The sequence below is a fragment of the Solemya velesiana gill symbiont genome (genome assembly GCF_002020805.1).
Classification (GTDB): domain Bacteria; phylum Pseudomonadota; class Gammaproteobacteria; order Chromatiales; family Chromatiaceae; genus Sedimenticola_A.
The window spans coordinates 1-13,238 of sequence record NZ_MPRJ01000020.1 but is presented as its reverse complement, the minus strand read 5'-3'; the positions used below and the strand labels follow the sequence as shown (position 1 = coordinate 13,238).

Annotated in this window: 8 protein-coding genes and 1 pseudogene; 6 read left to right on the top strand and 3 right to left on the bottom strand. The window is 56.3% G+C overall.

The window, feature by feature from the left end; translation table 11 throughout:
- The first annotated feature begins 9 nt into the window (after positions 1-9).
- Together amrS and rdgC are read left to right on the top strand one after the other, a co-directional pair.
- Positions 10-1,095 carry an AmmeMemoRadiSam system radical SAM enzyme gene (gene amrS / locus BOW53_RS04490; protein WP_078486317.1) on the top strand — a complete coding sequence of 362 codons (1,086 nt, stop codon included), beginning with the start codon at positions 10-12 and terminating at the stop codon, positions 1,093-1,095.
- Between the two features lie 74 nt (positions 1,096-1,169).
- The gene (gene rdgC / locus BOW53_RS04485; RefSeq protein WP_078486316.1) at positions 1,170-2,081 is read left to right on the top strand and encodes a recombination-associated protein RdgC; all 912 of its coding nucleotides are present in this window, start codon (positions 1,170-1,172) and stop codon (positions 2,079-2,081) included.
- Positions 2,082-2,290: 209 nt separating this feature from the next.
- Here the strand turns inward: rdgC and BOW53_RS04480 are convergent, their stop codons facing one another.
- From BOW53_RS04480 to queF, 3 genes are all read right to left on the bottom strand, one after another.
- Positions 2,291-2,992, bottom strand: coding sequence for a peroxiredoxin-like family protein (locus BOW53_RS04480; RefSeq protein ID WP_078486315.1), 702 nt, complete (start codon positions 2,990-2,992; stop codon positions 2,291-2,293).
- Positions 2,993-3,210: 218 nt separating this feature from the next.
- Complete coding sequence (locus BOW53_RS04475; RefSeq protein WP_078486314.1) at positions 3,211-4,497, bottom strand: FGGY-family carbohydrate kinase; 1,287 nt, start codon at positions 4,495-4,497, stop codon at positions 3,211-3,213.
- A gap of 23 nt (positions 4,498-4,520) precedes the next feature.
- Positions 4,521-4,910: a preQ(1) synthase gene (gene queF / locus BOW53_RS04470; protein WP_078486313.1), complete on the bottom strand. Its 390-nt coding sequence runs from the start codon at positions 4,908-4,910 to the stop codon at positions 4,521-4,523.
- Positions 4,911-5,121: 211 nt separating this feature from the next.
- Here queF and smc point away from each other — a divergent pair, with 211 nt between their 5' ends.
- The 4 genes and pseudogenes from smc (at position 5,122) to BOW53_RS04450 (ending at position 13,050) form a co-directional block, all read left to right on the top strand.
- A complete protein-coding gene (gene smc / locus BOW53_RS04465; RefSeq protein ID WP_078486312.1) occupies positions 5,122-8,625 on the top strand; it encodes a chromosome segregation protein SMC in 3,504 nt (1,167 codons plus the stop codon).
- A gap of 348 nt (positions 8,626-8,973) precedes the next feature.
- A complete protein-coding gene (locus BOW53_RS04460; protein WP_078486311.1) occupies positions 8,974-9,810 on the top strand; it encodes a cell division protein ZipA in 837 nt (278 codons plus the stop codon).
- Positions 9,807-10,958, top strand: a pseudogene (ligA, locus tag BOW53_RS04455) (NAD-dependent DNA ligase LigA); the annotation flags it as partial. The gene BOW53_RS04460 and the pseudogene ligA, both read left to right, overlap by 4 nt.
- Positions 10,959-11,100: 142 nt before the next feature.
- Positions 11,101-13,050 carry a helix-hairpin-helix domain-containing protein gene (locus tag BOW53_RS04450; RefSeq protein WP_135606998.1) on the top strand — a complete coding sequence of 650 codons (1,950 nt, stop codon included), beginning with the start codon at positions 11,101-11,103 and terminating at the stop codon, positions 13,048-13,050.
- The last annotated feature ends 188 nt before the right edge of the window (positions 13,051-13,238 follow it).

The following is a 13,238-nucleotide window of genomic DNA, read 5'->3' as shown; positions in this document are numbered from 1 at the left end:
GTTGAAACAGTGCAGCCGGTTCCCCACCATCATCTGACGAAGTGCTGGCACAAGCTCGAAGGCGGGCGGGTGCAGTGCGACCTCTGTCCCCGTGAGTGCAAGCTGAAGGAGGGGCAGCAGGGGCTGTGTTTTGTGCGGGCCTGTGAGGGTGGTGAAATCGTTTTGACCACCTATGGACTTTCCAGCGGCTTCTGCGTTGATCCCATCGAGAAGAAACCCCTCAATCACTTTCTGCCCGGCACACCGGTCTTCTCCTTCGGCACGGCGGGATGCAACCTGGCCTGCCGTTTCTGCCAGAACTGGGATATGAGCAAATCCCGGGAAATGCACACCCTGGCCGATGCCGCATCCCCCGAGGCTATCGCCCAAACCGCCAAGGAACTGGGTTGCCGCTCCGTGGCCTATACCTACAACGACCCGGTTATCTTCCACGAGTACGCCATCGATACCGCTATCGCCTGTCGTGAACTGGGGGTTAAGTCCGTGGCCGTGACGGCGGGGTATATCTCCCCGGGGCCAAGGGAGGAGTTCTTCAGCTACATGGACGCGTCCAATGTGGACCTCAAGGCGTTCACGGAACGCTTCTATCACAAGCTGACCGGCGGACATCTTCAACCGATCCTGGACAACCTCGTCTATCTCAAACAGGAGACCGATGTCTGGTTCGAGCTGGCCACGCTGCTGATTCCTGGCGAGAACGACTCCGAGCAGGAGTTGGACGGGATGACCACCTGGGTGGTTGAGAACCTGGGACCCGATGTGCCGATGCACTTCACCGCCTTCCATCCCGACTGGAAGATGATGGATAAACCTTCCACGCCGGTATCCACCCTCACCATGGCCAGGGAGATCGCCATCCGTAACGGTGTCCATTACGCCTATACCGGCAATGTCCACGACAGCCGGAGGGGTAGCACTTGGTGTCCCGAGTGTGGCGAGTTGCTGATCGAGCGCGACTGGTACCGGCTGGGAAGCTGGAACCTCAAGGAAAGCGGTAGCTGCAGCAAATGCGGCGCCCACATTGCCGGTGTTTTCGATCCCGCGGGGCCTGGCACCTGGGGGCCCAAGCGTCTTCCCATAAGAATGGCTCGCTAGCAGTCTCATTCCGGCTGGCAAGAGAGGACGGCATCCGGGATAATCCCTCTTTTTTCTTGCCGGAGTCCTCCTACATGTGGTTCAAGAACCTCCAGATCTATCGCCTGAGCAAACCCTTTGATCTCTCCCCTGAAGAGCTGCATGAAAAGCTCCAGCAGGAGGAGGCGAGGGAGTGCGACAGCCTGGAGATGTCCACCATGGGCTGGGTGCAACCCCTGGGACGCAATGCCGAACTGTTCACCCACGCGGTGGGCAGCTGCATCATGATGTGTGCCCGCCGCGATGAGCGGATTCTTCCTGCCGCGGTGGTACGTGAGCACCTGGTGGAGAAGGTTGCTGCAATCGAGGAAGCCGAAGCACGCAAGGTGCGTCGCCGGGAGCGCGAGGAGATCAAGGACGAAATTCTCACAGACCTGATGCCCAGGTCTTTCACCAAGTCTTCGACCACCTACGCCTACGTCGATACCAAGGGCGGATGGCTGGTGGTGGATGCCGCCAGCGCCAAGCGGGCGGAAGAGCTGATCACCTTGTTGCGTGAAACCATCGGTACCCTTCCGTTAAAGCCCCTGGAAGTGGCCCAGTCCCCGGCCTACGTCATGACCTCCTGGCTCAAGGGGGTGGATCCGGCAGCGGATTTCCTGGTGCAGGACGAGTGCGAACTCAGGGACACGGTGGAAGAGGGGGGGATTATCCGTTGCCGCCGCCAGGACCTCGAAGGGGAGGAGATCCGAGTCCACCTGGATGCCGGCAAACAGGTGGTCCGACTGGCCGTTGAGTGGCACGAGCGCCTGTCCCTGGTGCTGACCGAGGAGATGTCCATCAAACGCCTGAAGTTCATGGACGTGATCCAGGAAGAGGCTGCCGAGGCAGAGACGGATGACGAGGCCGCCCGCTTCGATGTGGACTTCTCCCTGATGACCCTTGAGTTGGGGCGCTTCATACCGCGCCTGGTGGAGACCTTCGGCGGATTGGCCGAGGAGGAGTGATTTCTCAGCACCTATCGCCGCGGGGCGCGGCGCCCACAAGTGCTATCGATCAGGTGTAAAGGGTTTGTTTGTGGGAGGGCCGCCCTCAGCCCGATAGGGATTTGCTACTAAATCTGAATCAGGTGCCAGTCGCCACGGGCATCCTCCGGGTAATAAGGCGCGACTCCCACAAGAGAAGAGATTAGAGGGGTATTGGTCTTGTGAGCTGATTACGGCGGGCAAGAGTCGTCAAACGCCGAGGCTACCTGCATCTCCTTCAATGCGGTTACAGTATCGTCAGATTCCATGCGGGCGGTGTAGTTCTTGTCTACGTAGTGGGCCTTGATGGTGCCGTCCCGGGCGATCACGTAGGTCGCCGGGATGGGAAGTTCCCAACTGTCATCCCCATTATGCTCCGGAATGTCGAAACCCCAGGTTTTGTAGAGCGGCCTCAGGGATTCGAACACCGCTATGATCAACCCGTACTTACGAGCAACGCCATTGCCTAGATCGGCGAGGAGGTCGAAGCCTTCCCCCAGTTCGGTGGGGTCGAACTGGTTGTGTTCAGGGCGTTCTGGAGAGATCTCAATGAGCCGGGCGCCTGCCGCGGTGATCTCTGGCAGGGCCTGGCCCAGGGCGCGGATTTCAAGGTTGCAGTAGGGACACCAGGATCCCCGGTAGAAGCTCAGCACGACAGGTCCCCTGGCGAGTTGCTCCTTGAGATTGACCTCACCGCCGCGGCACTCCGGCAGGGTGAAGTCTATACTGTTGTCACCGCTACGCAGGGCCTGGCTTCCGTAATCTGAATCCATCAGCCGACGGGATGCGTCCTGTACCACGCGCAACGTGTCATCGGGAAGCTTTGACATGGAGGCTTCCCGATATTCACGGCACTGGTCTGCCAGGCTTTTTGTCCGCTCGTCCGACTGCATAGTGAGCCCCTTGGCTGCTTTTCCGCACCTCCGTTTTAAGGCCGGGTAGCGAAAAGCATCGATATCGATTCTTATTTTTAATATTGGATACAAGCCTAGCAGGAAATTCTGAAAATCCTATGTTTACTGGCTCTTAGCCGGTGCAGTTAAAGACGGTTGAGAGTTCGTGAAACATTTTGATTCACGAGAATCTTCCGGCTGCTCAGGAAGTAGGTTACTTATCGAAGGGCTGAACTGCGGGCCAGACGCGCACTGCCGAAAGCTGCCTGTTGGTGGTCGCAGCGATGAACGGGGACACCGAGCTTCCGCTCCCGGATAAGCCGCCAGGGTTTATTGACTGCGCCGCCGCCGATGGAGAAGACCTCGACCAGGTGTGGAGCTCCCAATGCCTGCAACAGCCGGTAACCGGCTGTTTCAATATCGGCGATACCCTCCAGGATGCCCTGGAAGAAGTGTGCGTCGTCTTCAGGCCAGGGGCTCAGCCGGGGAGGGAGTTCAGGATCGTTGACCGGGAATCGCTCACCAGAAGCGGGCAGGGGGTAGTAGTCCAGGCCAGTCTCCGAATCCGGGTCGATACTGTGGGTCAGTCGTTCGATCTCTTCGTCATTGAACAGCTGCCTGAGTACGGCACCACCACTGTTGGAAGCGCCGCCTACCAGCCAGAGGTCCCCCAGGCGCTGGCTGTAGATGCCGTGTTCAGGAGACGACAGGGGCGTATCGGAAAGTATCTTGAGGACAAGGGTGCTTCCCAGGGAGGTGAGGGCCTGGCCCGGCTGCCTGATTCCCGAGGCGAGCACCGCCGCGGTGCTGTCGGTAGTGCCAGTGACAACGCGAGTGTCTGCCGGATATCCCAGCTCTCGGGCGACCTCCGGTGCGAGGGAACCGATATCAGTCCCGGCGGGGAATACTTCGGGCAGCCATGCCAGGGGAAAGCCGAATCCTTCCATCCATTCGGGCCAGCACCGGTTGACGGCGTCGTATCCCAGTTTCAGGCAGTTGTTTTCGTCGCTGAAGCCGTGGCGCCCGCAGAGCCTGCCGCTGATCCAGTCAGCTTGGTGCATCACATGTCGAACTGAATCACCCCCTGTCTGATCGGCGAGGTAGAGCAGCTTGGCCAGGCTGGAACCTGCGGAGTGGACGCTACTTTGCGGGTCGGCGACCTGGGCAATCCGGTCGGTAAAGTTGCGGGCACTGGGGTCGTCGTACATCAATGCCGGGGTCAGGGGGCTGCCCGAGCTATCCGTCAGCAGCAAGGTCGAGGAGGTGCCGTCTACCGCGATAGCGACAGGGCGGTAGTCCTTCAGTTCTCTGGCGCAGGTGTGCAGAAGTTGCAGCACCACCTGCCACCAGTCTTCAGGATTCTGCCTAGAGTGGCCGGTGGCATTTCGTTGTGAAGGAGGAAGATCGGACTTAAGCTCCAGCAGGGGCTTTTTGTCCTCGTCGATTGCAATGATTCGGCACCCGGAGGTGCCGAGATCGATGCCAATAAATGCCTGCTTAATCATTGGATTAGAGCAGGTTCATAAAGTTAGGGGAGGTTGACCGCTGGTGCAGGTTCCCAACCCTCTGCACGGTGCTCGGCCACCACGGTGGTGTAGATGCCGCCGCGGACATTGAAGTCGGCAGTGAGGCGCATGAAGCGGGGCTGGGTAACTGCTACAAGGTCGTTGAGGATCTGGTTGGTCACCGCCTCGTGGAAGGCGCCTTCATCGCGGTAGGACCAGACGTACATCTTCAGGGACTTGAGTTCGACGCAAAGCTTGTCGGCAATGTACTCGAGGGTCAGTTCTGCAAAGTCCGGCTGGCCGGTCTTGGGGCAGAGGCAGGTGAATTCGGGTACCCGGATGCGGATGGTGAAGTCGCGATCCTGTTGAGGATTTTCAAAGGTTTCCAGCGTTTTACTGGGCTGGCTGGGCATAGGGTTGCTCCGGAGTCAGGGTTATGGAAAATGGGGGGATTATACGCAACTTCCCCAAGGGCCTGAAATGTGCGCACAAGCGGGCTGTCCATTTATTATACAATGTCGCGTTTAATGTAATAAAACAATAAGTTACAATTATTTCTTAAAGTTCGATTCAGGTTTGTTTTTCCCTTGTCACCGGGAGCCTCTGAAGGTATCGTAGCGTCCCATGCGCCTAGAAAAAATAAAATTAGCCGGATTCAAATCTTTCGTTGATCCAACCACCGTTCCATTCCCCAGCAACCTGGTGGGAATCGTAGGCCCCAACGGCTGTGGTAAGTCCAATGTGATCGATGCCGTGCGCTGGGTGATGGGTGAAAGCTCCGCCAAGATGCTGCGCGGCGAGTCCATGGCCGACGTCATCTTCAACGGCTCCACCAGCAGGAAACCGGTGGGTACCGCCAGCATCGAGCTAGTGTTCGACAACGCTGACGGCGGTGCGGGTGGTCAATACGCCCAGTACAGCCAGATTGCGGTAAAGCGCCAGGTATCCCGTGACGGCCAGTCCAGCTACTTTATGAACGGTGTCCGCTGTCGCCGGCGGGATATCACCGATCTGTTTCTGGGTACCGGCCTCGGACCCCGTAGTTATTCCATCATCGAGCAGGGTATGATCTCCCGCCTTATCGAGGCGCGGCCCGAGGATCTGCGCGCCTTCCTGGAAGAGGCAGCCGGCATTTCCAAGTACAAGGAGCGCCGCCGCGATACCGAGAACCGCATCAAGCACACCCGCGAGAATCTCGACCGTCTCAACGACCTGCGTGAAGAGATCGCCAAGCAGCTGCAACATCTGCAGCGCCAGGCTGCGACCGCAGAGAAATACAAGGAGTACAAGGAGCAGGAACGGCGCCTGAAGGCCGAGCTGCTGGCCTTGCGATGGAGCGCCCTTGACGAGGACATCAAGGCACGCGACCGTACCATTACCGAGAAAGAGACCGATCTGGAAGCGGCAATCGCCAAGCAGCGCCGCCTGGAAGCGGATATCGAGCGTGACCGCGAGACCCATGTAGAGGCCAACGATCACTTCAACGAGGTGCAGGGCCGCTTCTACGCGGTAGGCAGCGATATTGCACGCCTGGAGCAGGCGATCCAATTCTCCAAGGAGAGCCGGGCCCAGAACGAACACGACCTGCACCAGACCGAGCAGGCCTGGCAGGAGTCCAGCGACCACCGGGTTCAGGACGAAAACCGCCTCAACGAACTCAACGAGACCCTGGCCGAAGAGGAGCCCCGGCTCGAGGAGGCGAGGGCAATCGAGCAGGAATCCGCTGAGCGCCTTGCCGAGGCTGAACAGACGATGCAGACTTGGCAGAGCGAGTGGGAGAACTTCAACCGCCAGGCCGCCGAACCGGCCCAGACTGCCCAGGTCGAACGTACCCGCATCAATCACATAGAGGAGCAGGACCAGAACCTCCAGCGCCGGATCGAGAAGTTCACTGAAGAGCTGACCCGGCTGGAAGATCCACGCCTTGCCCAGGAAATCGTTGAATTGGAGAACCAGGAGACGGCCCGGGAAGAGCAGGTCGCCCAGCTCCAGGAGCATGTTGCCGCCGCGGTGCGGAACATAACCGGCCTGCGACAGAGCAGCGTCAATCTGAACAACGAACTCAACGAGGTGCGGGCAAGCCTGCAGACCATGCACGGTCGCCACGCCTCTCTGGAAGCCCTGCAGCAGGCTGCATTGGGCAAGGACGAAAGCGCAACCACCCAGTGGCTGGAACAGCACGACCTGGACCGCGCCTCGCGCCTGGCGGAAAAGATCGAGGTGGAGTCTGGATGGCAGCGTGCGGTGGAGACTGTTCTCGGCTTCCATCTGCAAGCGGTCTGCGTGGATAACTTCGGCAATCTCGGTTCCGAGCTGGCTGCCCTGGAAAGTGGCAGCCTGAGCCTGTTCGACACCTCAAGCAATACCCGTCACTCTTCCATAGCCGGTTCCATTGCCGAGAAGGTAAAGGCCCCTTGGCCCCTAGACGGCGTGCTCGGCGGTATTCTGCATGCCGATAGCATTGAGCAGGCCATGGGTATGCGCAACAGCCTAGAGGCGGGGCAGTCGATCATCACCCGCGACGGTGTCTGGGTCGGCAGCAACTGGATGCGCCTGAGCCGTGAAACCGGAGAGACCGGTGGTGTGCTGGAGCGCGAAGAGGAGATCCGCGAGCTGGCCGAGCAGATCAATGCCCAGGAGACCAAGGCCGAAGAGTTGGCTGCTGCCGTGGAGCAGGGGCGAGAACAGGTACACCAGGCAGAGCATGAACGTGAGCAACGTCAGAAAGAGCTCAACGAGGCCAACCGGACCCTGTCGGATATCCGCTCCAATCTCACCGGTAAGCGCACCCGGGCTGAGCACCTGCGCAACCGTATCGACCACGTGCGTGGCGAAATGGAAGACCTCTCCCGGCAGCTGGAACAGGGTCGCGGGGACCTGGAGATGGCCCGGGAAAAACTTCACGCCTCCCTGGAGGAGATGGAGACCCTGGGCGAGCGCCGCGACGGTCTGATTCAGCGCCGTGACGAACTGCGCCAACGCCTCACCGAGATCCGTGAAGAGGCAGGCACCCAGCGGGGCAGAGCCCATGAAATCGCCCTGCGCATCGAGTCCATGCGCAGCTCCCGCGAGTCCCTCGCCCAGAGCCTGGAACGCATGCAGGGTCAACTGGTTCGCCTGGCCACTCGCCGGGAGGAGCTGAAGCTGGCACTGGAAGAGAGCTCCGCCCCCCTGGTTGAACAGAGCGAAGAGTTGGAGAAGCAGCTCGCCCGCCGCGTTGAGATGGAATCCGAGTTGACCAAGGCCCGGCAGGCCCTGGAAGAGATCGATGCCCGTCTGCGCGGCCTGGAGCAGGATCGTCACCGTGCTGAGCAGGAGGTGCAGACCCAGCGCTCCTCACTGGACCAGTTCAAGATGCAGCGCCAGGAGGTGCTGGTTCGCAGCAAGACCATCGAAGAACAGCTGGCGGAGACCGGCTTTATGCGCGAGGAGCTGTTCATGGAGCTCCCGGGGGATGCCAACGTCGAAAAATGGCAGCAGGAGGTGGAACGTATGGACTTGCGTATCCGCCGTCTCGGCCCTATCAACCTGGCCGCGATCGACGAGTTCCAGGAACAGTCAGAGCGCATGCACTACCTGGATACCCAGCATGCGGACGTTACCGAGTCCCTGGAAACCCTTGAGAACGCCATCCGCAAGATCGACCGCGAGACACGCACCCGCTTCAAGGAGACCTTCGACAAGGTCAACAGCGGTCTGCAGGAGAAGTTCCCCCAGTTGTTCGGCGGCGGACATGCCTACCTACAGCTCACGGGCGAGGATCTACTGGATACCGGTGTTACCGTCATGGCACGTCCCCCCGGCAAGCGCAACTCAAGTATTCATCTACTCTCCGGTGGTGAAAAGGCATTGACTGCGGTGGCCCTGGTGTTTGCCATCTTCGAGCTCAACCCTGCACCCTTCTGTATGCTGGACGAGGTGGATGCGCCCCTGGACGATGCCAACGTCGGCCGTTTCTGCGACATGGTGCGCTTGATGTCGGACCGGGTACAGTTCATCTTCATCACCCACAACAAGATCACCATGGAGCTCTCCAACCAGCTCACCGGTGTCACCATGCACGAGCCCGGTGTATCCAGGCTGGTGTCTGTGGATGTGGAAGAGGCCGCCCAGATGGCGGCGATGTAACAATATCTTTCGCTGACCGCCATGGAAGGCTGAAAGCCGAGGCGGTTAGTCCCCGGTAGCCGTGAGGCCGCACTGCTGACCAGGACGTCCGGGGCACTAATAGGTTGTCGAAGGCCGAGTCGATTTTGGGGGCTTGGATGTCCCAAAATCTTTCACGAGGTCGAAGACTCGCTTGGTTCCCTCTCCCTCGAGGGAGAGGGCTAGGGTGAGGGTGAATCAAGACAAGCTGCACCCTCTAATCCCAAGCCCCTCCCTAAATCAGGGAAGAGGGAGTATGCTTTATCAAAATATAGGGTGGGTAGCGCAAAGCGAAACCCATCGTGTAATTAACAGAACCAGATAGCCCGTATGGACGCCGATATCCTGCGACTGATTCTTTTCCTGGCCGGTGTTCCCCTGATACTGGGGATCTACTTTTGGGATCGCCACAAGCGGGTCACCAGCAAGGTGCACGCTATCCGCAGAGCCCAGCAGGAGGCGGAGCCCGAGATCCTTACCCAGCCTGTCCCCCAACAGGACGAAATTCCTGAAGAAGAGGATGAGTACGAAGAGGAGTCTATCTACGAGGACGAAATCCATGCCGAGTCCCGGGACGAGGACCTAGAGGAAGAGCTCCACCAGCTGGACGAGATCGTTCACGAAAATACCGGGCCTGCTACTCCACAGATAAAAGAACCTGTCGCAGAGCAGGGCGAACTCACCTTCTCCGCGATGGACGACTTCTCCCCTGAAGAGATCCGCCGCAAGGGCCTGCCTACCAAGATCATTCAGTTGATTCTCAAGTCCAGAAACGGCGGTTTTGACAATGCCGATATCTGGCGTGCAGCTCGCGAGGTGGGGCTGGAGTACGGCGAGATGAACATCTTCCATCGCCGCGCCGGAGGCAAGAACAGCCCCGCCGTCTTCAGCATGGCAAGCATGGTTGAGCCCGGCACCTTTCCGGAAAATTCCGATGCAGAGTTCTCAACACCGGGATTGGCCCTGTTCAGCCAGCTGCCTGGTCCCAAGGACGGCTTGGCTGTCTTTTCCGATATGCTCTTCACCGCGGAACGCCTTGGCTCCATGCTCGATGCCACCCTGCAGGACGAGACCCACAGCGATCTGACCAAGCAGGCCATCGAACACATGCGCGAAGAGATTCTCGAATACCGCCGAAAGCTGCAACTGGCAAGAGCCAAGGTATGAGCATACCCAAGACGGACAGTGAGCGCGCCGCCTGGCTGCGCGACCGCATCGATTATCACAACTACCAGTACTACGTCCTCGACAACCCGGAGATTCCGGACAGCGAGTACGACCGGTTGCTGCGTGAGCTCCAGGAATTGGAGGCAAGATACCCTGAACTGCAAAGCCCGGACTCCCCGACCCAACGCGTGGGCGCCACACCCCTGGATGGATTCGACGAGGTGCAGCACCGCATCCCCATGTTTTCCCTGGGAAACGCCTTTTTCGGGGAAGAGATAGAGGCCTTCGACAAGTGGGTACGAGACCGCCTCGGCACCGGCGAGCAGATTGTCTATGCTGCCGAACCCAAGCTCGACGGACTGGCCATCAGTCTGCGCTACGAAAACGGTGTGCTGGTGCAGGCCGCCACACGGGGCGACGGCCAGACAGGTGAGGATGTGACCCAAAATGTCCGCACTATCCTCTCGGTTCCCCTGCGCCTGCTGGGAGAGAGATGGCCCGATGTGCTGGAGGTGCGTGGCGAGATCTACATGCCTATCGACGGCTTCAATGCCATGAACGAGAAGGCCCGGAAAGCAGGGGAGAAGACCTTTGCCAGCCCCCGCAACGCAGCTGCCGGTAGCCTGCGTCAGCTCGACTCGCGCATCACCGCCCAGTGCCCCCTGGCCATGTTTTGCTACGGTTTCGGTGAAGTGGAGGGTGGGCCGCTGGCCCCCACCCACAGCGAGAGCATCCGGATGCTCACCCAGTGGGGTTTGCGCGTTTCACCGGAGCTGAAAACCGTTAATGGCGTGGCGGGTTGCCTCGAGTTTTACCGCGCCGTCGGTGAACGCCGCGACAGCCTCGACTACGACATCAACGGCGTGGTGTTCAAGGTGGACAGCTTCGACCAGCAGCAACAGCTCGGCTTTGTCTCCCGTGCACCGCGCTGGGCCATCGCCCAGAAGTTTCCCGCCCAGGAGGAGATGACCCACCTGCTGGATATCGATATCCAGGTTGGGCGCACCGGTGCACTCACTCCCGTGGCAAGACTCGAGCCGGTCAACGTGGCAGGCGTGGCCGTCACCAATGCTACTCTGCACAACGAGGACGAAATACGCCGCAAGGATATCCGCATCGGTGACACTGTCATCATCCGCAGGGCAGGGCAGGGGATGTGGGTGTCACCATGCCCATGGGTGTTTCAACTAGGGAATGGCATGCACCATTCATTAGGGATTTGAATGAGAACACTTATTATTTTTTCAAGTAAAAGTAATCGCTCTAGCCTGCTCAGGTGGGTTTCTAATTATGTCTATTAAGTTAACCGATGCTCAAATGGCTGCTATTAAACAGGCAGGCATTGAAGTAGATAAAATAAAGGCACAAAAACTTTTAAGTACAGATGAAGGATTGTGGGCATTTTCCCCAGAAGATCTAACACTAATTCTTCAAATTGCGAATGCGACATATAGAGCTGGTGTTCCAGTAATGTCTGATGCTAAGTATGACTCTTTGTATGTTAAAGAGCTTGAAACACAGGATCCTGGTAGTGCGTTTTTGGCTTCAGTCGAGCCAGAGCCAGTCATTGAATCAAAAACTGTTGAATTGCCGGTAAGAATGCTTTCTACAGAAAAAGCATACTCCTATGAAGAAATTGAGAAATGGGTAAATCGACTTGTAAAAGCGGCTAACGATATAGATCCAAGTTTGGACGATTTGGAAATCAGAGTAACGCCTAAACTAGATGGCTACGCCGCTTATGATAATGGAGAAAAGCTATACACAAGAGGTGATGGTTTTAGAGGGCAAGATATAACTAGAGCATTTGACAGGGGATTGAAGGTTGCTAAAGGTGGGGTGAGAGGATCTGGTGCTGGCGAAATTGTAATTAGAAAGAGCTATTTTGACGATAAATTAAGTGGCTATTTTGAAAACGCTAGAAATGTCCAGGCGTCAATTATTGCGGAGAAGAAGGTAGATGAGAGAATACAGCAGGCTATAGATGATGAGGCTTGCGTTTTCTATCCCTTTGAGCTCTTGGATGATTGGGTAGGAAGCTATAAAGTTTTCTTGAGTGATTTTAATAATATTCTAGATAAGATTTGGAATGCCGTTGATTACGAGGTTGATGGAATAATTGCGGAAGCAACCAATAGCTTGCTGAAGGAATATATGGGCTCAACAAGGAAGAGTCATAGATGGCAAATCGCGTATAAGGTCAACGCAGAAATTGCAAAGGTGGTAGTAAGAGGGGTTGTCCCTCAAACCTCAAGAACAGGGAAGTTGACACCTGTCGCTCTATTGGAGCCAACAAGGTTAAGTGGGGCTACTATCAGCCGGGCAACTGCTCATCATTATGGAATGGTGAAGTCTAAAGGCATTGGTAAAGGTTCTTTGGTCGAGCTGCTGAGAAGTGGTTTAGTCATACCAAAAATAGAAAGCGTTATTGAAAGGGCGAAGCCAGATATACCAGAAGAATGTCCTAGCTGTCAGTCTCATGTGGTCTGGGATGGAGATAACTTATTTTGTCCTAATACTACAGATTGCCCAGCCCAGGCAGAAAACACGATGATCCATTTTTTTAAAACACTAAGAAATGTAGATGGGTTTGGTCCTAAAGTTATTGAAAGAATATACAAATCCGGAATTGGGTTGATTCATGATATATACGATCTAAGTATTGAAAAGTTAGTGGAAATGGGCTTCGGGGAGAAGACTTCGGAGAATTTGATTGAGCAACTATTTGCAAGCCGAACTTTAGAGGTGGAGGATTGGAGGTTTTTAGCTGCATTTGGCGCTCCAAGACTCGGAGAAGGTAATTGCGAGAAATTGCTAGCACATCACTATGTTGCCGATGTTTTTAATCTGACTGTAGAGGATCTGATTAAGATAGATGGGTTTGCTGAAACAAGTGCGGAGACTATCCATGAGGGATTGAAGAGTATAGAAAAGGAATTTCAATTAATTTACAAGTTAGGCTTTAATCTTAAAGAAACTAAAAGGGTAGTTTCAGAATCAGACCTTTTACTAAGTGGAGAATTGATAGTATTCACTGGTTCAATGGAGCATGGAAAGCGTCCAGATATGGAGTCTGAGGCTAAGATGCTTGGTGCAAAAATTGGAAAGTCAGTTACAAGTAAGACAACTATGCTTGTTACGGGGCAAAGTGTCGGTGAGAAGAAGATATCTGCTGCTGCTGATAAAGGCGTACGAATATTGAGTGAGAATGAATATCTTCAGATAATAAAAAAGCATTAGGAGAGCACGCCGGAGTAATTTTTATAGTTTATAGGAGCCTAATTCAAAATGGCTGCATGAGTAAGCTCAATAATTACGCGAATTCAATTTCGGCGGTTTCAAGTAATAACTGCAATTCAATTACGCAGCAAGCAAATCCACTTGCCGCCCCATAAATAATTCATTCGGTGATCGATAGCCTCTTGTGG

Excerpts from the sequence above, each read along its gene's own strand:
- rdgC (WP_078486316.1), top strand. The coding sequence starts at position 1,170 with ATGTGGTTCAAGAACCTCCAGATCTATCGCCTGAGCAAACCCTTTGAT.
- BOW53_RS04480 (WP_078486315.1), bottom strand. The coding sequence starts at position 2,992 with ATGCAGTCGGACGAGCGGACAAAAAGCCTGGCAGACCAGTGCCGTGAA.
- BOW53_RS04475 (WP_078486314.1), bottom strand. The coding sequence starts at position 4,497 with ATGATTAAGCAGGCATTTATTGGCATCGATCTCGGCACCTCCGGGTGC.
- queF (WP_078486313.1), bottom strand. The coding sequence starts at position 4,910 with ATGCCCAGCCAGCCCAGTAAAACGCTGGAAACCTTTGAAAATCCTCAA.
- smc (WP_078486312.1), top strand. The coding sequence starts at position 5,122 with ATGCGCCTAGAAAAAATAAAATTAGCCGGATTCAAATCTTTCGTTGAT.
- BOW53_RS04460 (WP_078486311.1), top strand. The coding sequence starts at position 8,974 with ATGGACGCCGATATCCTGCGACTGATTCTTTTCCTGGCCGGTGTTCCC.
- BOW53_RS04450 (WP_135606998.1), top strand. The coding sequence starts at position 11,101 with ATGTCTATTAAGTTAACCGATGCTCAAATGGCTGCTATTAAACAGGCA.